Source organism: Thermocrinis ruber, from assembly GCF_000512735.1.
Lineage (GTDB): Bacteria > Aquificota > Aquificia > Aquificales > Aquificaceae > Thermocrinis > Thermocrinis ruber.
Window position 1 is genome coordinate 1,007,515 of record NZ_CP007028.1, and the last position, 21,183, is coordinate 1,028,697.

The window sequence follows — 21,183 nt, forward strand, 5'->3', positions numbered from 1 at the left end:
TCCTAAACGTGCGCTTTTGGTTTAATATTATAACCAACAAATTTCGGAGGGGAAAATGATTGTGGATGTGGCTAAAAAGGTCATAAGATTAAAAATCGTCTACTATGGTCCAACCATGTCCGGCAAAACTACCAACCTTGAAAAACTCTCAGCCCTAAATGGGCTGAAGCTTATGAAGATAGACACAAAGGGTGATAGAACGTTAGTCTTTGACTTTTCTACAAAAACAGTGCAGGTAGGTAATATGACCGCAAGCTTTGCCCTTTACACCATACCCGGTCAGGAAATATACAAGGACATAAGGCTTACCGTTTTAAGAGGTGTGGATGGTGTTGTATTTGTGGCGGATTCTCAGGAACATAGGTTAGGCGAGAATGTAGAGTTTTTCAATTTACTCAAGGAAGATCTTCCTAAGGTAGGCAAAAGATACGAAGAGGTGCCTGTGGTTATACAATACAACAAAATGGATCTGCCAAATGCCTTACCTTTTGAAGTGCTAGAGGAGGAAATAAACAAAGATAAGCTACTATCCGTCTGCGCAATTGCAATAAGGGGAGAGGGAGTTGCGGAAACTTTTAGCTTGCTTGAAGGGTTCTTACTATCAAAATTGGAGCGTATGATAGGATGATATCTGGATATCTGAGTTCTCAACAGGATTTTGTAGATCTGATAAACAGCTATCTATTCAACAAACAGGGAGTGCTTGAAATATATCTAGAAGGTAGGTCAATAGAGCTTTACGTTGAAAATGGCCTTATCAAAGGCTTTTATACTGAAACTGAAGGATTAAAAGCCGAAGAAATAAATAAAAAGTCCCTCTTATTATACAGTCTGTTTGACATACTTGACAATCCAAGTGCCCTATTTTCCTTTAAAAATTCTCCAGAGAGAGAATACCACTTTAAGTTGGAAGAACCCATATCTGCAGAAGAACTTATTTTACAGCTTCAGCTTGCCTATCAAGAGTTCAAATCCCTTCTCAATTTGATAATAACACCATATGCTACGATTAGAGTGCTAAAGCCTTTTGAAAATATGCAAAATTACGAAGGTAGAACCTTTGTTTCTGTTATTCTTACCTCCAATGAAACCTTAACATCAGAAATAAGAAAACTTCAAGAACTTCTTCGCGCTGGCTTCTTAGATATAGGACAGTTTTCTACGCCAGAGGCAGGCAAAAGGATCTACGAAGTAGATTACATATTAAAAAATGTAAGTATAAAAAATGTAAATACATTCTCTATTCTTGAGAGCTTAATGCTGAGCAAATTCACAGGTTTTATAAACATATATGATAATTACAACAACTACGAACTTTACATTCAAAAAGGTAAGCCGATAGCCCTCTATCCATACAACTTTGACTTTTTTGACCTTATCCTAACACCTCAAGCAGATTTAGCTATGGATGTGGTAAGTATGCCCGAGGAAATTATCAATAAGTTTATTTTAAAGCATTCAAACAGAAGACTCATATCTGGTCTTCCGGACAGTTTTATAGAGTTAGGTAAGACTTTTATAGGAATTATAAAGAGCGGATTTACTGGATTGCTTATGCTTCAAAAAGCGAACGAGCGTATGTATTTTGCTTACGACAATGGTATCTTACTGGCTTCCCTTTTGGAGAATGAAAAGCTAAAAATATACAACGCGGACCCATACAGGGATGGTTTTTTAGTGGATCTTATTTCCTTTGAACCCATGGAAAATTTCCTAGAGGTTATGCACCTTCTTTTTATAAATGTGGTCTACGGCGTTATTCTTAGACATAGCAATCAAGTGGTGCAAAGCATACTTTACTATCTTTCTTCCTCTGACCTTTTCAAAGTGATGGAGGGTAGTATATACTTTAGAGTAGATCCAAGGGATAGAAGGGAAGAGATCCTGAGCTTTCTTTCTTTCCTGTTGGATGTAGGATACAAAATACTGGGTAAAAAGAAGCTGGAGGAGGAATTAGAAAACTCCCTCCATCCTTACAGGGACATCTTTAAAGTTTTGGAAATAGAGGAATACGCAAGGTTCTGGAATGAGGGTGCTATTAGTTGAAGATGATAAAGAGTTGGGGGATATGATTAAAAGAGTTTTAAGTGCGGAGGGTTATGAAGTAGAGTGGGTGCAAGATGGTTTCTTGGCTTTGAAAAACCTCTCAGAAAAGGACTACGACCTTTTACTTCTTGATCTCATGCTACCGAGGTTTGATGGTATAAAAATATGTAAAAAGGTAAGGGAAAGCAAAGACATACCAATTTTGGTGATCACCGCCCGAGGGCAGATAGAAGATAAGGTAGAGGTCCTCCAAGCGGGGGCGGATGATTACATCACAAAACCCTTTTCCTTTAAAGAGTTGCTTGCAAGGATCCAAGCGGTTATGAGAAGGTACAAAAGGACAGAAGACATAATAAGGGTGGGGGAACTCATTATAAATCTGGCGTCCCACGAAGTCATATACAAAGGTAATAAGATAAACCTAACGAAGAGAGAGTTTGAACTGCTGAAGCTACTTTCCCAAGAAGCGGGAAGGGTAGTTAGCAGGGAAGAGATATACAGAAAGGTCTGGGGATATTCTCACGAAGAGGGCTCAAACATAGTGGATGTTTATATAAAGAACCTTAGAAGTAAGCTTGGAGACAGACCGGCAAAGTTGATACAAACCGTAAGGGGATACGGCTATAAGCTAAACGTAGAGAATGTCTCTTAACAAAAAGCTCTCACTATTTTTTGTATCCCTTTATCTTTTAAGTATTGCCCTTTTTACACTGGTTTCTCTCGTAGCCATCAGGCATGTGCTTATAAGCTACGCCTATGGATACATGGAAAGATACGCAAATCCAATTGTGGAGTTTTACTTAGAGGCCTATAAAGACATTGATAAAAGAATAAGCTCTTTAGCGGAAGATTTAGCCGGCGAGGATATAGGTGCTTTAGTGGTAGATAGTAAAGGAGAGATTGTAAGCTTTGTTCCACCCTTTAGGGAGGAAGTGGTAAATTTGCCAAAGCCTGAGGTCTTCCTAAAGGAAAAAAAGGGTGTCTATAAAAACTATGCCTTCTTGACAAAAAAAGTAGGAGAAAAGTACACGGTTATTTTACTTTTTAGGCTAAAGTCCATACAGAAAGTCCAGGACGAACTTATAAGGTTTGTAGTACTTACCGCGTCCATAGTGTCAATATTCATCCTAATTTTGGTCCCGCCCATTATAAAGAGATTTCTTGAACCTTTGAGCTATCTTACTTCTATATCCCAAAGAATCTCTAAGGAAGGTCCTTTGGAAGTGGAGGTGGCAGAAGCAAAAACAGAGGACGAGCTCGGACAGTTGCAAAAGGCTTACAAAGATATGGTAGATAGATTAAAGGAGGTTATAACTTGGCAAATAAATTTTATGAGGGATATAACCCATGCCCTAAACACACCTTTAACATACATAAAAGGGCAGATTGAACTTATAAGCGAAGGCTTTTACAGTGGAGAGGAATTGAAGGTTGTTCTACAAAAGCTTCTCCAGCAAATCAATAGGATGGAGACACTTATAAAGAAGTTAATGCTTCTGATGAGGCTCCAATCTCATGTACCCTTAAGTCATAGAACTTTTTACATAAATCAATTATTTGCAGAGCTTGAAGAAGAGTATGAGTTTATAAAGGAAAGCCACGTCTTTAGAGTAGAATACCTCTCGGAGGATGTGCTCTGGGAGGGTGATTACGATTACCTAAAGCTTGCCTTGGCAAACCTCTTGGAAAACGCCTATAAATACACACCAAAAGGTGGGCTCATAAAGCTATACTACAAAGACGATTGTATCATAGTGGAAGATAGTGGTATTGGTATTGAGGATAAAGAGAGGGTTTTTGAAGCTTTTTATCGGGAGAACAAAGAGAAAGAGGGTTTTGGACTTGGTTTGGCAATAGTCAAGGCTATAGCCCAGAAGCAAGGGCTAAACATTCACTTAGAAAGTGAAAAGGGAAAAGGGAGCAAGTTCTACCTCTGTAGAAGGCTCACTCCTTAAACAGAAGAATTCTCTCATTGGGTCTTTGAAGCTGCATTTTTTCTCTGACAAGCTTTTCTAGTTGAAAGTCTGAGTCCTTTTCCGCCAGCTCTAACTCTTCCTCTAACTTCATGTTTTCATTTTTTAAAGCTTTTAGCTTTTTGTCCAACTCTCCCATGTTATCCTTCATTTTTTTTATTTCCGTAAGGTTGTATCTTCCAAAGAACAGATTGTATGCGGTGAAAAATAACATAAGCAGAAAGAAAAGCAAAGCTAATCTATCTGCCCGTGAATCTCCAAAATTCCTCTTTGCCCACAAACCTTCCCGCACAGCCAAGATCCTCCTCTATGCGCAAGAGTTCATTGTACTTCGCAACCCTATCTGTTCGTGAAGCGGAACCCGTCTTTATCTGCCCTGCGTTGACAGCCACTGCCAAATGGGCTATAAAGGTGTCTTCTGTCTCTCCAGAACGATGGGAGATTATCGTATTGTAGCCGTGTTCTTTGGCAAAGGCTATGGTTTCCATAGTCTCTGAAAGGGTGCCTATTTGGTTTAGCTTTATGAGTATGGCGTTGGCAATACCCTTTTCAAAGCCCTCCCACAGGATGTTTATGTTGGTGGTAAATAGGTCATCTCCCACCAACTGCACCTTAGAGCCAAGCGCCTGAGTGACCAACTTCCAACCCTCCCAGTCATTCTCTGCCATTGGATCCTCTAAAGATACTATCGGAAATTTTTCAATTAGCTTAAGGTAAAACTCTACTAGTTCATCTGCCTTTAGCTTTTTGCCCTCTATGTGGTAAAGGTCATCCTCGTAGTAAAATTCAGAGGACGCACAGTCTAAAGCCAAAAGCACATCCTCCCCCGGCTTGTATCCGGCGGACTCTATTGCCCTCATCAAAAACTCCAAGGCTTTTTCTGTGTTTTCCAGGTTAGGGGCAAAGCCTCCCTCATCCCCCACGTTGGTAGAATAGCCCTTCTCTTTGAGAAGTTTTTTTAGTGTATGAAAAACCTCCACTCCGGCCCGGAGGGCTTCAGAGAAGCTTCCACCACACACGGGCAAGATCATAAACTCCTGAATGTCCAAAGGATTGTCCGCGTGTACCCCTCCGTTGATCACGTTCATCAAAGGCACGGGCAGTTTGTTTCCAAATAAGCCTCCCAGGTATCTGTATAAGGGCACTCCAAGATGGTTTGCCATAGCCTTTGCGGTTGCCATGCTAACCCCAAGGATCGCATTGGCTCCCAGCCTGCTTTTGTTGGGTGTTCCGTCTAACTCTATTAAAAGTTTGTCTATTTCCCTCTGATTGTAGGCGGGCAAACCTTTAAGCTCTTTGGCAATTATACTGTTCACATTATCAACCGCCTTTAAGACACCCTTTCCCAAGTATCTTTTAGGATCATGGTCTCTGAGCTCTAAAGCTTCCCTCTCTCCGGTGGATGCTCCGCTTGGTACTATAGCCCTTCCTACCGCACCAGAGGATAGTCTAACTTCCACTTCTACGGTGGGATTTCCCCTTGAGTCCAAAACCTCCCTTGCTTTTACTTGTTCTATAACAGCCATAAGACTATTTTAAACCATATGGAACTGCCACGCCTTTATGCCATAACAGACTCCAAAAGGTACGGAGAGAATTTTGAGGAAACCCTCAGAAAGGTCCTTGACAGGGGCGTCCGAATGATCCAGCTGAGGGAAAAGGAGCTTACCGGGAGGAAGTACTATGAGCTTGCCCTTAGGGTGCGGGAAATCACCAGAGAGTACTCAGCCCTCCTGTTCATCAACGACCGGGTGGATGTTGCCCTTGCGGTCCATGCGGACGGTGTGCATCTGCCAGAAAAGGGTATACCGCCCAAGGTGGTAAAGGAGATAGCACCAAAACTTCTGATAGGATACTCTGCCCACAGCTTGGAATCAGCCCTTTACGCCCAAGAGCAGGGAGCAGACTTTATAACCCTCAGCCCCATCTTTGAAACCTCCTCACACCCGGAGGCTAAACCTTTGGGTCTTCTTTACCTACAGGAAGTTGCCAAAAAGGTAAGCATTCCTATCTACGCCCTGGGTGGTATAACTTGGGATAGGATCAAACTCTGCTATAAAAACGGTGCTTATGGCATAGCGGGCATAAGTCTCTTTATACCTTCTCAAGAAAAGTGACGTATATGCTCTTTTGGGTTCCGCCAAAATTCACGACAGCTTTATCTCCATCTACCCTCACTACCACGCCTTCTCCAAAAACTCTATGTCTTACCCTCTCTCCAGCCCTAAGCTTTATCCTTGGAGTTAGCTCTGGTAAGGAAGTGGTCTTTTTAAAGGCAGACAAATCCAAAAATCTCTTGTCTATGTCTGAGAGAAACCTGCTTGGAGCACTCTCTTTATCCTTCACATAGCTCATGTACAGCAGATCCTTAGCCCTTGTAATAGCCACATAAAAGAGCCTTCTTTCTTCTTCTAATTCCCTTTGGTCCTCTAAACTCTTCTCATGGGGCAAGATGCCCTCCTCAAGCCTTGGAATGAAGACCACTGAAAATTCCAAACCCTTGCTGGCGTGAATGGTCATTAGCCTTACTCCTTGCCCCTTTTCCTCATCCTCTTGCAGTAGGCTAACCTCCTGCAGAACTTCCTCCAAGGAGTATCCTTCCATTGCCTTTTCTCTTAGATACCTCAAAAGTTCCTTCACATTCTCTTCCCTCTCCATCCAATCCTTCGGGTATCTCCCTTTCAATCCCTCAAAGAAATCTATTTGGTGTAAGAACTCCTCAAAAGCCTGTGCATAGTTCTCCAAAGAGCGTGAAAGCCTGGAAAGCTTAGAGAGAAGGTTGTAAAGGACTTTTGCTCTTACAGGGGGTAGCTCCTTAAGGGCTAAGGTGGTTGCCTTCAGCCAGTCTCCCGAGTAAAACCTCTCTATGAAGTTTATGGTTCCCTTTCCTACTCCCTCCGCAGAGACCTCCAAAGCCCTAACAAAGCTCGCCCTGTCTGACCTATTAACCAGTAGCCTCAAAAAGCTCAGTGTATCCTTGACCTCCGCCCTCTCAAAAAACCTGACCGCACCAACCACCTTGTAGGGAATGCCCGCATTAAAGAGCGCCCTTTCGTAGCTATCCATCAGGTGGCTAACCCTGAAGAGCACCGCTATTTGGGAGAGGGGATAATGACTGCTTAAGCGCTTTATTTCTTCCGCCACCCACCTTGCCTCTTCTTCCGGCTTTGAAAATCTTCTAACAACGGGCTTTTCTTCCCCATCCCGCACCGCTATCAAACGGGGTATGAGTTCCTTCCACTCTGCCAAGGAAGCAGAAAGCACACAGTTGGCAACCTCTATTATGAACTTTTTAGAACGGTAATTGTATTCAAGCTTGACCACTTCGGGGTTGAAGTCATCTTTGAACCTCAGCATATTGTCCGGTCTTGCATAACGCCATTCATATATGCATTGGTTTGGATCTCCTACCACGCATATGTTTTCTCTACTCAACCTTTTAATGATTTCATACTGGACAGTGTTGGTGTCCTGAAACTCATCCACCAAGATGTAATCAAAGCGGTCCCTTAGGTCTTTTACCTTACAGAGTCTAAGAAGCTCCCACATAAGGTCCGAAAAGTCAAGCAGGGCATTTTCTCTCAAAAGGTATATGTACTCCTCAAAGAGTCCCTCCAAAAGCGGGTCAGAGGGAGGCTTTAGGTCCTCTCTCCTTCCGGAGATGTATGCCCTAAAATCTTCAATCCTCTTTGCGTCTATACCCTTTTTTCTGAAAAGTTCTTTTATAAATTTGTTTTTCTCTTCCTCATCCAAGATGGAAAAATTTCTGGGAAGGTCTATAAAGCTGGCGTATTCTCGGAGGAGACTCAGGGCTACCGAATGGAAGGTACCCACCCATTTTAGCCTTATGCCTGCTACCTTCTCTATCCTCTCTGCGATCTCCTTTGCCGCTTTGTTGGTAAAGGTAAGGGCAAGAATGCGGTCTGGACTAAGGGAAAGCTCATTAAGAAGATATTCCACTTTGTGGGCAAGGGTTTTTGTTTTTCCTGACCCTGCACCTGCAATAACCATAATGGGAGAGCCAAAGTGTCTTACCACTCTCTCTTGGGATGGATTGAGCTTATCCATTGAGATTATTATCTATTATCTTAGCAAGAAATAAACTTAACCTCTAAAAGTTCTTATGATGTAAATCATATTAATGAGAAAAGACTTTCTAATATACTTATACCACTACACCGCAAAGGAGGACTGAGATGGCACAGCATGAGGCGCACCCTCACCTTGGAGAGCACGAGTACAGCTATTGGCCTCTACCTGTAGGTATAGCAACGCTTCTACTGCCGGTAACTTTTGTATCCTACTTCGTTTGGCAAAAGCCATTGCTCGCACTGGTCTTAGGTGGTGTATCAGTAGCACTCTTTATCCTCTCCTTGGCGGGCTGGGCTTACGAGTTCTTTAAGAAGGGCCACGAGGAGGGTTTAGGATTCCCCGCAATGGTTTTCTTCATAGTGTCTGAGGTGGTGATCTTTGGCACCATGTTTGCAGCCTTTTACATGGCAAGGGTTGCCCATGCAGACCAATGGCCCAACTGGGTGCCAAAGGAGATGAACTTAATAATGCCTGTTATTCTAACACTTATCCTTTGGACTTCAAGTGCAACCGCTATAGTTGCTGAAAAAGCTACCCACAGTGGAAAAAAAGCCCTTGCAGTCCTCTTTTTCCTGATAACCATAGCTTTAGGTTTGCTCTTTGCAGTTTTACACATTCTTGAATGGAGCCACCTTTGGCATAACGGTTTTACCATCAGCTCTAACATGTATGGCACGGGCTTTTATGCACTAACTGGCATACACACCTCCCACGTATTTGTGGGTATCTTTATGCAAATAGTTGCAATACTGCTACTTTTGACCAACCAAATATCCCATCACAAAGGACAAACATACATAAGGGCAACAGTCCTATACTGGCACTTTGTGGATTTGATGTGGCTCTTGGTGGCAAGCAGTGCATACCTTGTAGGTAGCCTAGTATGAGGTTGTTGCTTTTGCTCTTGCTACCTCTTTTTGTTATGGCTTATAGGCTTTCTAACTATGGAGAGCAAGACGTGTCTGTAGTCAAAATTCAAGAGGAGTTCTTTTTAGGTAAGGAAATTCCCGATGCAAAGGTGCTAACCCTCAACGGCACAAAAAGATTGAAAGAATTCATGGACGGGAAACCGACCGCCCTTATATTTGCCTATTACACCTGTGAAACCGCCTGTCCTCTTACAGTTAGTAATGTATTAAAAGCTTCAAGGTCTAAATTTGCAGACTATAGGTTCGTTGTGCTTTCTTTTGATGAGAGGGATAATTTGGAAACCCTAAAGGCTTTTATTGACAAGAACTTTGGAGGAAAGGTTCCAGAAAACTGGCTGGTGGGACTTTTGTCCAAGGAGGATATAAAGAGACTCACAGAGGCAACAGGTTACAAGTTTTACTATGTGCCAAGAGACAAAATCTTTATTCACACATCTGCAATCATCTTCATATCCCCCTCCGGCAAGATCACCAGATACTTATACGGAGCCTTTCCTACAGAAAAGGACCTCAAACTTGCCTTTGCGGACGCCCAAAAAGAAAAACCTACCCTAAGCAACATAATAGACCTTGCATTGCTTGCCTGCTACAGATACGACCACGCAAGGAGCAAGTATGTAATAGACCCAATGGTAATTTTTGCCCTTTTAGGCGTGTCTTTGGTTGTGCTTACCTTTTTCTTGGGCATATATTATAAAACCCGAAAGGAGGTACTAAGATGAGGCGCACCAGTTTGTTAGCCCTACTGATGGCTGGCTCTTCCTTCGCACAGCCCGTGGCGGAACCAGCCCACTTGTGGGACAACATGTATTACATATGGTTGTTTATATCTGTGGTAATTTACCTTGCTGTGTTCATTCCTGGTGCTTACTTTTTGATCAAGTACCGCTACAGAAAAGGAGTCAACGAAGAGGCACAGCATGTTAAAGAAAATCCAACTTTAGAGGTCCTATGGACTATAATTCCTGTGATAATAGTTATCTACCTTGCCACCCAGAGCTTTGCCTTTTACAAAACCCAAAGGACCGCACCCGCAAACTCCTTTGATATAAAGGTTACCGCCTTTATGTGGGGTTGGCAGTTCCAATATCCAAACGGAAAACAGGTTATTGCCTTCTTTAACATGTTTGAGGACCCAGATACAAAATCTTACCTTCCCTTGGATAAAATCCCGGACACCGCAAAGGCATACATTCCTGCGGGCGTTCCCATAAAGGTCCTTCTTACCTCTCAAGACGTTATACACTCCTTTTATGTGCAACCTGCAAAGGTTACCGAGGACGCTGTACCCGGAAGGATAACACACATGTGGTTTAAGATCAACCAGCCCGGAGAGTACTGGGTCTTCTGCAGAGAATACTGTGGAACAAAGCACTCTAAAATGGCAGCTGTGCTAAAGGTTGTTCCCAAAGAAGAGTTTGAAAAGTGGTACGGTCAGCCAATAGATTCCGCTAACAAGGTATCTTTAAATAAAAACTTCTAAGGAGGTGTGGCCATGGCAGTAGCAGGCGTCCATAAGCCGTGGTTTGGAGCCACTCTAAAGGAGTGGATCTTTACCACAGACCACAAGAAGATCGGCGTAATGTATGGCATAACCAGCATAATATTCTTCCTTATTGCTGGTATTTCCGCCCTCGGTATAAGGTTGGAATTATTCCAGCCGGGTCTTCAGTATATGGATGAGGACCATTACAATCAACTTCTTACTCTTCACGGAGTTCTCATGCAGTTCTGGTGGGCGGTAGGAATATGGGGTTCCTTCGGAAACTTCCTTCTTCCTCTGATGATAGGTGCAAGGGATGTTGCCTTCCCAAGGCTCAACGCCCTTAGCTATTGGCTTTTCTTTGCAGCTAGTGTGATGGCATTGCTTACACTTTTACCCGGAAGCCATATAAGAATGATGTGGACGGGTTATCCTCCTTTCTCCCTCAACGATAACGCTGGACCTGTAGCCTTCTATGCCCTTATTATACACCTCTTGGGCGCAGCATCCTTAGCCTCCGCCATAAACCTGGTGGTTACAAACCTCAGCATGAGGGCTCCCGGAATAACCCTTAAGAAAATGAACCTTTTCTTGCATGCCTTTATGGCAATGAACGTTATCCAAATTCTTGGTGTTCCTGCCCTTGCAGGTGCAGTGACCATGCTACTTTTGGACAAATACTTCAATACCGCCTTCTTTGACCCCACAAGGGGAGGTGATCCTATCCTATATCAAAACATTTTCTGGTTCTACTCCCACCCCGTTGTGTATGTTATGATCCTTCCTGCCTTTGGTCTGATCTCCGAGATGATCGCCACCTTTTCCAGAAGGGAGATCTTCGGCAGAACCTCCATGATCTTTGCTATATGGGGTATAGCCATCCTTGGCTTTATGGTTTGGGTTCACCACATGTTCACCAGTGGCGTGCCAGATTGGATAAGGATTGTTTTCTCCTACACCACCGTTCTGATAGCTGTTCCAACAGGTATTAAGATCTTCAACTGGATTGGCACCCTCTATAAAGGTTCCATAAGATTTACCACACCCATGCTCTACACCCTGTCTGCCCTATTCATGTTCCTAATCGGTGGTTTGACTGGAATACCACTGGGACTTCCCGCCTTTGACATAGCGGTGCACGATTCTCACTTCGTGGTGGCACACTTCCACTACGTGTTGGGAATGGCAGAAACCTTAGCAGTTCTTGGCGGATTCTACTACTGGTTCCCTAAACTGACCGGCAAAATGTACAGTGAGCTCTGGGGTAAAGTGGGTCTCGTGTTGATCATGATAGGTTCTAACCTCTTTTACTTCCTGCAGTTCATCGTTGGTCTTGAGGGTATGCCCAGAAGGTATGCAGACTATCCTGCTATAGAGAGCTGGGTTGTCCTTCACCAATTGCAAACCATAGGGGCTTTCATCCTTGCCATCGGAGTGGGCGTAGCCCTTCTGAACCTCTTCCTCTCCGCAAAATTTGGCAAAAAGGCCTCCGACAACCCTTGGGAGTCTCCCTCTTTGGAATGGCTTATTCCTTCTCCACCACCACCTCACAACTTTGACAAGATTCCTCACATGCCCGAAGACTGGGACCCCTATAACTATGAGTGGCTCAAAAAGCACAAACAGCTTCCTCACTGACCTTATTGGGGGCTTTGCCCCCTTTAAAAACTATGAGTAAGATGGGAAATATGAAGTTTCTTATAGCTTTTGCTCTCTTAGGAATTGTTTTCCTCTCCTTTTTGTTTGGTCTCTGGTTTTACAGCAACCCTCAGGTAAGAAAGGCAAAGATAGATGAGTACAAGGAAAAGATACTCAAAAAGGAGAGGCGTTTTTGGTATAATAATAAAGAATAAACCGCACCTTTTCCGGTTGGGTTGCCCGTAAGGGTGATGGAAAAGGGTGGCAAAACCCAAGGAGGTGTAGCATGAGCGTAGCAACTATGAACGAGCTTTTGGAGGCAGGTGTCCACTTTGGACACAGCAGGGGTAGATGGAACCCCAAGATGGCTCCCTTTTTGTATGGAGTAAGGCAGGGGATCCATATAATAGACCTAAACAAGACCCTTGTCTATCTTAGGCAAGCTTATCACTTTGTGGCAGACAGCGTAGCCCAGGGGGCGGAGGTCCTCTTTGTGGGCACCAAAAAGCAAGCAAAGGACATAATAAAGGAAGAAGCAGAGAGATGTGGAGCCCACTATGTCAACGAAAGATGGGTAGGTGGCCTGCTGACCAATTTTGCAACTGTCCGCAAAAGTATCCTTAAGTTGCAAACCCTTGAGAGAATGGAAGCTGAAGGTGTCTTTGATGTTCTACCCAAGAAAGAAGTTAAAGCTCTGCGGAAAAAGATGGAAAGGCTACGCAAGTTGTACGGTGGCATAATTAACATGAAAAGGCTACCAGACATCATTTGGGTGGTAGATACGGTGAGGGAACACATAGCGGTTCAGGAGGCAAAGAAGTTGGGTATAACTGTGGTAGCCATAGCAGACTCTAACTGTGACCCTGATGTTATAGATTACCCAATTCCCGGCAACGACGATGCCATAAAGTCTATAAAGCTTCTAACATCAAAGATAGCAGACGCGGTCCTTGAAGGAAAGACAAGAAGAGAGTCCTTGGGAGAAGAGGCAATAGAAGTTGCCAGGAAGAGGATAATCACCATAGCAGAGGAAGAAAAAGCTCTCTTTGAAAAGGCTATGGAAATGTCTGAGAAGTATGAATACATAGACAAGGGTGCTGAGGAGCTTGAGTGATGCAGGAAGAAGAAAGGCTTTCTGAAGAAACACTAGGCGAGAAGCCTACTGAAGAGAAGGTTTTAGAGCGGTTGGAGGAAGAAGAAAAGAGGCTCAAGGAGTTAGAGGAAAAGCTAACCAAACTTGAAAACATAGCCAGGGTTGCCAACCAGAGACTTGTGGAGCTTCAAAGGGAGTATGAGCTCCTCAAGGAGAGATACAGGAGGGATATAGAGGAATTCAGGAGATACGGGCACGACCGGTTTGCTTTGGATGTTTTGGAGGTCTTGGACAACCTGGAAAGGGCTCTCGAAAGCAAAGCGGAAAGCGTCCAGGCGCTAAGAGAGGGTATAGAGCTAATATACAGGCAGTTTTTAAGCGTGTTAGAAAAGCACGGCATAAGGGCTATAGAGTTAGAGGGCAAGGAATTTGATCCGAACTTGGCAGAGGCAGTGGATAGAGAACTCTCCCTTGACCATCCTCCTAACACCGTTCTGAGGACATTAAGGAAGGGTTATTACCTTCACGATAGGGTCCTAAGACCTGCTAGGGTAGTAGTTTCTTACTCGGAGGAAGAAATAACTTAAAATAAATTTTTGGAGGTGTTATAATGATTCTACATCCGCTCTTTTCCTATCCCACTATCCTGTTAGCTATTGCGGTGTTTTCTATGTACATTTTGGGCTTTCTTTTTGGAAGAGATGACCTTCGTAGGTATGCCATATATGGACATGCCCTTCTCTCTATCCTTTTGGTTTTTACGGTGATCTCTGGTTTTAAAGTAGCAAACATTCCGTTGGTGGTTTCAAAGACGCCTTTTATTTGGGGCTTTCCTCATAAATGGAACGGTATATTTTTGACTGTATTTTCTCTCCTGAGCTTTATATACTTCTGGCTTAAAACTGAAAGTTCTAAAAAAGTGGGCATACTTTTAGCCCTCTTTGGACTGCTTATCGTTCTCTTTCAGTTTATAACAGGTTGGATGCTAAGGTTGGTCTTTTTCTCCTAATATCTGGAATAATTTTGATTTTGACGTCTCGCCCGCTACAAGTTTTATTCTGTCCTTCTTAACTCCAAAATATATTGAAAGTAGCTCCACGATTCTTGCGTTTGCTCTACCTTTTTCTGGGGCCTCTTTTACAGCTACTTCGTAAAAGTCCTCTCCGAGCCTTTTTACATACTCTTCCTTTGACCTGGGCTTAGCTTTAACCTTTATTAACATTTTTTTTGTATGCTTGAAGTGTGTTCAAAAGTAGGGCAGTTACAGTCATGGGTCCCACACCACCCGGTACGGGCGTTATGGCGGAAGCCTTTTCCTTCACCTCCTCAAAGCATACATCTCCCAAGATTTTGTTTCCCACCTTAGTTATTCCCACATCTATAACTATTGCACCCTCTTTTACCATATCCCCCCTTATCAGATGGGGTACCCCAGTGGCGGAGATTAGTACGTCCGCTTGGGTGGTGTATTTTTTTATGTCTTTAGTGTGAATGTGGCATACGCTAACAGTAGCATCCCTCCAAAGCATGAGGGCACTAAGAGGTCTTCCCACAATAAATCCCGCTCCCACTATAACCACATCCTTGCCCTTTAGGTCTATTTGATAGTGTTTGAGCAAAAGGTCTATGCCCAAGGGTGTGCATGGAATAAAACCGCCCTCTAACCTACCCAAGAGCCTTCCCATATTCTCCGGATGAAAACCATCCACATCTTTCCTTGGAGATATGGCCAATATTACCTCCTGCATGGGTATGTGAGGTGGAAGGGGTAGCTGGACCAGTATTCCATCTACATCCTCCCTTGCGTTCAGTTCTGCGATAAGCTCCAAAAGCTCCTCCAGTTTGGTGTTGTATGGAAGATGGTAAAAGAGGGATTTTATACCCACCTTTTCGCAGGCTTTCCTTTTGTTTCCCACATAGACCAGACTGGGTGGGTCATCGCCCACCAATATAACCGCCAAGGAGGGTTTCCTGTAGCCTCTTTGAAGGTAATACTCTACTTCCTTTTTTATGTTCTCCCTAATTTTCTCTGAGACTTCTCTACCGTCCAATATTATCGCTGAAGTTTCCATTTTGTGCCCGCCGGTGTATCCTCCAGAATAACTCCAAGTTTAGCCAACTCATCCCTTATGTAATCGGATATATCGTAATACTTTGCTTTTCTTGCCTTATCCCTAACATTGACCAAGAGCTCCAACAGCCTTTCATCTACCTTTTGTTCTTCAGAGCCTTTCTTCTCCCTTTTTTCCCTAACGCACTCATCTCGCTTTAGATCCTCCAGTATGCCAAAGATACCGGTTGTGTGCTTCAAAAGGGAGTTTACCGCATATTCATAAGCGGAGAGCTCATTGGACTTTATACTCTTTCTCTCAAAGGCGGTTTTCTTTATTTTGTTTAGCTCGGAGACTAGACCAAAGAGATGGGAAAGGCTGGCGGGGGTATTAAAATCTTGGCTCAGCTCCTCAAAGAACTTCTCTTCCACTTCCTTTACCTTTTCAAAGAGGGGATGTGTTCCAGAACTCTCTTCTATGGGTAGGTTTTTCAAAAGCTCCAGGTCTGTTATGGCACTTTTTAGCCTTTCGTAAGCCTTCTTTGTCTCCTCCATCTTTTCCCAAGAGAAGTCTAGGGGACTTCTATAGTGGGTAAATAAAACCAAAAGCCTTAGCACATCCGGATGGTATCTGGAATAGACCTCCTTTAGGGTGATGTAGTTGCCTAAAGATTTAGACATTTTTTGTCCACCCACTGTAACCAGTCCGTTGTGCATCCAATAGCGAGCAAAGGGCTTTCCAGTGCAGGCTTCCGCCTGGGCTATTTCGTTTTCATGGTGGGGGAAAACCAGATCAAGCCCCCCCGCATGGATATCAATGGTCTCTCCTAAGTGCTTGAAGATCATTGCCACACATTCGGTATGCCACCCTGGTCTTCCGGGACCCCAGGGAGAATCCCACGCGGGTTCTCCAGCCTTGGCAGACTTCCACAGGGCAAAATCTAATGGGTTTCTTTTCTTCTCGGAAGGCTCTACTCTTGCACCCGCTTCCAACTCCTCTGGGTTCCTTTTGGAAAGTTTACCATACTCTGGAAAAGCAGACACAGAAAAATACACATCTCCACCCGATTCGTAGGCATAACCCTTCTCAATAAGCTTGGATATAACCTCTATGATCTCTGGGATGTGTTCGCTGACTCGTGGCTCCACATCTGCTGGCCTTACACCTATAACTTCCATATCCTCGTAGTAGCTGGCTATATATCTGTTGGCTATGGTCATAAAGGGCACGCATTCACTCTTTGCTCTGTTTATGATCTTGTCATCCACATCGGTGAAGTTTCTAACAAATTTTACCTTGTATCCCAAGTGCTCAAGGTATCTCCTAAAGACATCAAAGACGATGAGACTCCTGCCATGTCCCACATGGGAGTCATCGTAGACCGTTACACCGCAGACGTACATTTTTACCTCTGGAGGATTTATGGGCACAAACTCCTCAAGCTTTCCGCTAAGGGTGTTGTATATCTTCAAACCCATCGGTAAAAATTTTATCAGAAGAGTACTACTTCTACCAATTCTCCCCCCTTGAGCTCTTTAACACCCTCCCTAACTACCATGTAGCAGTTGGCACCGACGTAGGATGTGAGCATATGAGATTGAAGCTTTGGGGAATAATCGCAGACAAGCTGCTGTCCCTCAAGGCTCAGGACCGCCCTAACAAACTCTCTTCTTTCTGGATCCCTTCGTGAAAAGTCCCTTTTGAGCTTTGCCCAAAGAGTTTTGGGCATATAATCCTTGGCAGACTGCATCTTCAGAAGGGCAGGCTTTACTATGAGGTCAAAGGCCATAGCGCAGGAGACAGGATTTCCCGGAATACCAAAGAAGAGCCCCTTGCCCTCTTTGTAAGTGCCAAAAAGTATGGGCTTGGCAGGCTTTATTCGGACTTTATGAAAATGCACCTTTACACCTACCTCTTCCACGAGGGTTTTTATGTAGTCCCTTTCTCCCGCAGACACACCACCGGTGGTTATAAAAACGTCGTAGTCTTCAAGCTGAGAAAGGGCTTTTTTCAGTTTATCTGGTTCATCGGGAACTATGCCAAGATAATGGGGCTCTCCCCCTACAAGGGAGATGCCCGCCATAAGGGTGTAGCCGTTGGACGTTCTTATTTGGGAGGGCTTTGTGATGGTTTCTCCTAAGTCCTTTATCTCATCTCCGGTGGATAGAACTGCCACCCTTGGCCTTCTTGATACCTCCACCTGAACCTTGTTTAAAGAAGCCAAAAGGCCTATCTCGTAATGCCGTAAGATAGTTCCCTTTTGTAAGACTATCTCTCCAGCCTTTAGCTCTTCACCCTTTCTTCTTATGTTTGCCCCCTCTTTGAAGGCTTCCTTTATTAAAACCTTTCCATTTTTTGCCTCGGTGTATTCTACTGGCACCACCGCAGTGGCACCCTTTGGAATTGGTGCCCCTGTAAAAATCTTAACTGCACAACCCCTTGGAAGTTCAAAAGTCTCCTCTGCACCGGCGGGTAGCTCTCCCACCACCAAAAGTTCTACCGGTGCATCCTTGATGTCCTCCCAGTGGACTGCGTATCCATCCATGGCGGAGTTGTCAAAGGAGGGTCTGTCTTCCTCTGATATCACATCCTCCGCCAGAACCCTACCCAAGGCGTCCAAAAGACAGACCTTTTCAGTGGGAAGGATGGGGCAATGGGAGAGAACTATACTTAGGGCTTCTTCATAGGGCATCATACTAAAGCTTCCTCCACCTCCTTTAGGCTTACAACCTCCTCGGGATGGGCGATTCTACCCAATACCGCGCTCGCTGCAACCACCGCAGGGTTTGCCAAGTAGGCTTCGCTCTTTGGATGTCCCATCCTTCCGGGAAAGTTTCTGTTGGAGGTAGATATACACCTTTCCCCTTCTGCCAGAATGCCCATATGACCACCAAGACATGGACCGCAGGTGGAGACAGAAACCACGCATCCAGCCTCCAAGAATATGTCAATAAGACCTTCTTTCAGAGCTTGCATATAAACCTTCTTAGAAGCTGGGATCACTATACACCTAACATAAGGGTGTACCTTTCTTCCCTTCAATATTTTTGCAGCGATCCGAAGGTCCTCTATCCTTCCGTTGGTGCAGGAGCCTATGAAGGCTTGGTCTATGGTTATGTGGGTGGATTCACTTACTGGATGAACATTGGAGGGTAGATAGGGCCATGCTACCAAAGGCTCCAACTTGCCCGCATCCCACTCGTAAATTTCGGAATATTCTGCATCCGGGTCGCTATGATAGATCTTCCAAGGTTTTTTTGCCCTCTGGGATACATACTGTAGGGTCTTTTCATCGGGTGCAATTATGCCGTTCTTTGCTCCCGCCTCCACCGCCATGTTGGTGATTGTAAAGCGCTGATCCATGGAAAGATGTCTTATGGCTTCACCTTCAAACTCCATAGCCTTGTAGAGGGCTCCATCCACGCCAATCTGCCCTATGGTGTGCAAAATCAGGTCTTTGCCCATTACCCACGGGGAAGGTTTTCCGTAGAAGATAAACTTCATGGAGTGGGGAACCCTCAGCCAGGTTTCTCCCGTCGCCATGGCGTAGGCTATGTCGGTGGAACCCATACCGGTGGAGAAGGCTCCAAGAGCACCGTAGGTGCATGTATGAGAGTCCGCACCAACTACCAAGTCTCCGGGAACCACGAGACCTTCCTCCGGTAGGATCGTATGTTCTATACCCTCTCCCTCCTGGAAGAACCACTTTATATTGTGCTTTTTGGCAAAGTCTCTGACCATCTTTGCCTGCTCGGCGGACTTTATATCCTTGGCGGGTACAAAGTGGGAAAGGACTAGGGCGATCTTTTCTGGGTCAAAGACCTTGTCTATGTTGTATTTTTCAAGGATCTTTATAGCCAACGGTGCTGTTACATCGTTTGCCATTGCCAGGTCTATCTTTACGGTTACTAAATCCCCCGGCTTTACTTCCTTCTTGCCGGCATGGTCTGCAATGATCTTTTCGGTTATCGTCATTCCCATCTTTCTACCTCCTTTTTAATTTTAAACTTTAACTTCCTCCTTGGCAGGCTCCTTCTTAAATTCTTCCTTCTTGCATTCGTTCTTTACTTCAACGCCGTAGAGTTTAAGCACTTCCACGAACTCCTCGCAGGAGATAGTTTCCTTTTCAAGGAGCCTTTTGACCACAGCCCTCAAGGGCTCTTTATAAGTTTCTATGATAGCCTTGGCAGTCTCGTAAGCTTCCGTCAAGAGCCTTTTGACCTCTTCGTCTATGCTCCTTCTCATCTCCTCGCTTATGTCTATGGAGGTGGTCATGCCACCCAAAAAGGGATTTACCACACGCCTTACCGCCACGGGACCCACCTTCTCGCTCATTCCCCACATAGAGACCATCCTGTAGGCAAGCTCCGTTGCCCTTTGCAGGTCGTTCTCCGCACCGGTGGTTATACCCTCTTTGCCATAAAAAACTTCTTCCGCTGCCCGTCCGCCAAAGAGGACTATAAGCCTTCCCATTAGATCCTGCCTGTCGTACATATGCTTATCGTCAATGGGTAATTGTTGGGTAACGCCCAGAGCCATACCCCTTGGTATGATGGAGACCTTATGGAGGGCGTCGGAGCCCGGCACCATCAGGCTCATTATGGCGTGCCCTGCCTCGTGGTAGGCTATCTTCTCCTTCTCCTTGGGAGATATGACCATACCCTTACGCTCCAAGCCCATGGTAACCCGGTCTATGGCCTCTTCTATGTCTTCCATCTCTATGTATTCTTTCCCTTTCCTTGCGGCTAAAAGTGCTGCCTCGTTGAGGATGTTCTCCAGGTCCGCACCGTTAAAACCGGGCGTTGCCCTTGCCACAATCTCCAAATCTACGTTGGGTGCAAGCTTTTTGTTCCTAGCATGCACCTTGAGTATCTCGTACCTTCCACGAACATCGGGCTTTGGAATATAAATTTGCCTGTCAAACCTTCCGGGTCTGAGCAGGGCTGGGTCCAGTATATCCGGTCTGTTGGTAGCGGCGATGACTATTATGCCCTCGGAGGTGTCAAAGCCGTCCATTTCCACCAAAAGCTGGTTTAGGGTTTGCTCTCTTTCGTCGTGTCCTCCTCCCAAGTTGAAGGCACCCCTTGACCTTCCAACTGCGTCTATTTCGTCTATGAAGATAATGCAGGGAGCATGTTTTTTTGCGGTTTCAAAGAGGTCTCGCACCCTTGCCGCACCAACACCCACAAACATTTCCACAAAGTCCGAGCCGGAGACCGATATAAAGGGCACGTGGGCTTCTCCTGCTATTGCTTTTGCCAAAAGGGTCTTTCCTACTCCCGGCTCACCGTAAAGCAGGACACCCTTTGGAGGTCTTCCACCCAGCTTTTGAAACCTTATGGGGTCTTTCAGATACTCTATTATCTCCTTTACTTCTTCCTTTACCTCGTCCATCCCTGCCACATCGTTAAGGGTTACCTTTGGCTTTTCGTCAATATAGACCTTTGCCCTGCTCTTGCCAAAGCTGAAGGCACCCCTTGCGCCACCTCCGCCCCCACCGCTAACCTGCCTCATCATGTAGATCCATATGCCGATAAAGAGCAGTATGGGTAGCCAAGAGACTAAAAAGGTTAGCCACCAACCGCCGTGCTCCTGAACCGCCACCTCTACCCTAACGCCCTTCTCTATGAGCTGGCTAACTATGTCTGTTCCCGGTGGCAAACCCGTTTCTATCTTTTGTCCATCAGTGGTTATGCCCACAAGGATGTTATCCTTTATCTTTACCTCCTTTAGCTTGCCTTCCTTTGCCAGTTCAAGGACGGTGTTTATGGGCGTCCTTACGCCCGCGTCTCTTTCTGAACCGCTAAACACATTAAAGGCAAGGATCATAAAGCCAATGATAAGGATCCATATGAAGATGTTTTTCATCCACTGCATA

At 44.8% G+C, this 21,183-nt stretch carries 22 protein-coding genes; 13 read left to right on the forward strand and 9 right to left on the reverse strand.

Annotation, left to right across the window (positions count from 1 at the left end; all coding sequences use genetic code 11):
* Positions 1–55 precede the first annotated feature (55 nt).
* The 4 genes from THERU_RS05410 to THERU_RS05425 are packed head-to-tail and all read left to right on the forward strand — an operon-like array spanning position 56 to position 4,001.
* A complete protein-coding gene (locus THERU_RS05410) occupies positions 56–628 on the forward strand; it encodes a GTP-binding protein (RefSeq protein WP_025306262.1) in 573 nt (190 codons plus the stop codon).
* Positions 625–2,046 (forward strand): hypothetical protein, encoded by a 1,422-nt coding sequence (locus THERU_RS05415; protein ID WP_025306263.1) that lies wholly within the window; start codon positions 625–627, stop codon positions 2,044–2,046. The genes THERU_RS05410 and THERU_RS05415 overlap by 4 nt, the downstream gene beginning before the upstream one ends.
* A gap of 22 nt (positions 2,047–2,068) precedes the next feature.
* On the forward strand, positions 2,069–2,698 hold the full coding sequence (locus THERU_RS05420) for a response regulator transcription factor (RefSeq protein WP_245565801.1): 630 nt from the start codon (positions 2,069–2,071) through the stop codon (positions 2,696–2,698).
* Positions 2,688–4,001, forward strand: a complete 1,314-nt coding sequence (locus tag THERU_RS05425) for a sensor histidine kinase (protein WP_025306265.1) — start codon at positions 2,688–2,690, stop codon at positions 3,999–4,001. Before THERU_RS05420 ends, THERU_RS05425 begins: the two co-directional genes overlap by 11 nt.
* On the opposite strand, the gene THERU_RS05430 is transcribed toward THERU_RS05425, so the two are convergent.
* Positions 3,991–4,311 carry a septum formation initiator family protein gene (locus tag THERU_RS05430; RefSeq protein ID WP_038532164.1) on the reverse strand — a complete coding sequence of 107 codons (321 nt, stop codon included), beginning with the start codon at positions 4,309–4,311 and terminating at the stop codon, positions 3,991–3,993. The two genes, THERU_RS05425 and THERU_RS05430, sit on opposite strands and share 11 nt — an antisense overlap.
* Positions 4,259–5,545, reverse strand: coding sequence for a phosphopyruvate hydratase (eno, locus tag THERU_RS05435; RefSeq protein WP_025306267.1), 1,287 nt, complete (start codon positions 5,543–5,545; stop codon positions 4,259–4,261). The genes THERU_RS05430 and eno overlap by 53 nt, the downstream gene beginning before the upstream one ends.
* Before the next feature lie 18 nt (positions 5,546–5,563).
* Here eno and thiE point away from each other — a divergent pair, with 18 nt between their 5' ends.
* Positions 5,564–6,136 (forward strand): thiamine phosphate synthase, encoded by a 573-nt coding sequence (thiE, locus tag THERU_RS05440; RefSeq protein WP_025306268.1) that lies wholly within the window; start codon positions 5,564–5,566, stop codon positions 6,134–6,136.
* Here thiE and THERU_RS05445 read toward each other — a convergent pair.
* Entirely contained in the window at positions 6,114–8,087 is a 1,974-nt protein-coding gene (locus THERU_RS05445) for an ATP-dependent helicase (RefSeq protein ID WP_025306269.1), read from the reverse strand. The genes thiE and THERU_RS05445 overlap by 23 nt on opposite strands.
* 128 nt (positions 8,088–8,215) lie before the next feature.
* Between THERU_RS05445 and THERU_RS05450 the strand changes: the two genes are divergently transcribed.
* The 8 genes from THERU_RS05450 to THERU_RS05485 all read left to right on the forward strand — a co-directional run bounded on the left by THERU_RS05450 (position 8,216) and on the right by THERU_RS05485 (position 14,263).
* Positions 8,216–8,998: a cytochrome c oxidase subunit 3 gene (locus tag THERU_RS05450; protein ID WP_025306270.1), complete on the forward strand. Its 783-nt coding sequence runs from the start codon at positions 8,216–8,218 to the stop codon at positions 8,996–8,998.
* Positions 8,995–9,762: an SCO family protein gene (locus THERU_RS05455; protein ID WP_025306271.1), complete on the forward strand. Its 768-nt coding sequence runs from the start codon at positions 8,995–8,997 to the stop codon at positions 9,760–9,762. The genes THERU_RS05450 and THERU_RS05455 overlap by 4 nt, the downstream gene beginning before the upstream one ends.
* Positions 9,759–10,523 carry a cytochrome c oxidase subunit II gene (gene coxB / locus THERU_RS05460; RefSeq protein WP_025306272.1) on the forward strand — a complete coding sequence of 255 codons (765 nt, stop codon included), beginning with the start codon at positions 9,759–9,761 and terminating at the stop codon, positions 10,521–10,523. The genes THERU_RS05455 and coxB overlap by 4 nt, the downstream gene beginning before the upstream one ends.
* 12 nt (positions 10,524–10,535) lie before the next feature.
* A complete protein-coding gene (locus tag THERU_RS05465) occupies positions 10,536–12,161 on the forward strand; it encodes a cytochrome c oxidase subunit I (RefSeq protein ID WP_025306273.1) in 1,626 nt (541 codons plus the stop codon).
* Between the two features lie 50 nt (positions 12,162–12,211).
* Positions 12,212–12,376, forward strand: a complete 165-nt coding sequence (locus THERU_RS08610) for a hypothetical protein (protein WP_169727095.1) — start codon at positions 12,212–12,214, stop codon at positions 12,374–12,376.
* A gap of 71 nt (positions 12,377–12,447) precedes the next feature.
* On the forward strand, positions 12,448–13,275 hold the full coding sequence (rpsB, locus tag THERU_RS05475; protein ID WP_025306274.1) for a 30S ribosomal protein S2: 828 nt from the start codon (positions 12,448–12,450) through the stop codon (positions 13,273–13,275).
* Entirely contained in the window at positions 13,275–13,841 is a 567-nt protein-coding gene (locus tag THERU_RS05480; protein ID WP_025306275.1) for a nucleotide exchange factor GrpE, read from the forward strand. The genes rpsB and THERU_RS05480 overlap by 1 nt, the downstream gene beginning before the upstream one ends.
* Positions 13,842–13,864: 23 nt before the next feature.
* Positions 13,865–14,263 carry a hypothetical protein gene (locus THERU_RS05485; protein WP_025306276.1) on the forward strand — a complete coding sequence of 133 codons (399 nt, stop codon included), beginning with the start codon at positions 13,865–13,867 and terminating at the stop codon, positions 14,261–14,263.
* Here the strand turns inward: THERU_RS05485 and THERU_RS05490 are convergent.
* From THERU_RS05490 to ftsH, 6 genes are read right to left on the reverse strand one after another with little or no spacing between them, the layout of a single operon-like run.
* Positions 14,240–14,476 carry a DUF167 domain-containing protein gene (locus tag THERU_RS05490; RefSeq protein ID WP_025306277.1) on the reverse strand — a complete coding sequence of 79 codons (237 nt, stop codon included), beginning with the start codon at positions 14,474–14,476 and terminating at the stop codon, positions 14,240–14,242. The two genes, THERU_RS05485 and THERU_RS05490, sit on opposite strands and share 24 nt — an antisense overlap.
* On the reverse strand, positions 14,460–15,326 hold the full coding sequence (gene folD / locus THERU_RS05495; RefSeq protein WP_038532170.1) for a bifunctional methylenetetrahydrofolate dehydrogenase/methenyltetrahydrofolate cyclohydrolase FolD: 867 nt from the start codon (positions 15,324–15,326) through the stop codon (positions 14,460–14,462). The genes THERU_RS05490 and folD overlap by 17 nt, the downstream gene beginning before the upstream one ends.
* Entirely contained in the window at positions 15,308–16,783 is a 1,476-nt protein-coding gene (gene cysS, locus THERU_RS05500) for a cysteine--tRNA ligase (RefSeq protein ID WP_025306279.1), read from the reverse strand. The genes folD and cysS overlap by 19 nt, the downstream gene beginning before the upstream one ends.
* A 14-nt stretch (positions 16,784–16,797) precedes the next feature.
* Complete coding sequence (locus THERU_RS05505; protein ID WP_025306280.1) at positions 16,798–18,000, reverse strand: molybdopterin molybdotransferase MoeA; 1,203 nt, start codon at positions 17,998–18,000, stop codon at positions 16,798–16,800.
* The gene (leuC, locus tag THERU_RS05510) at positions 17,997–19,286 is read right to left on the reverse strand and encodes a 3-isopropylmalate dehydratase large subunit (RefSeq protein ID WP_025306281.1); all 1,290 of its coding nucleotides are present in this window, start codon (positions 19,284–19,286) and stop codon (positions 17,997–17,999) included. Before leuC ends, THERU_RS05505 begins: the two co-directional genes overlap by 4 nt.
* 21 nt (positions 19,287–19,307) lie before the next feature.
* Positions 19,308–21,182, reverse strand: coding sequence for an ATP-dependent zinc metalloprotease FtsH (ftsH, locus tag THERU_RS05515; protein ID WP_025306282.1), 1,875 nt, complete (start codon positions 21,180–21,182; stop codon positions 19,308–19,310).
* Position 21,183 lies beyond the last annotated feature (1 nt).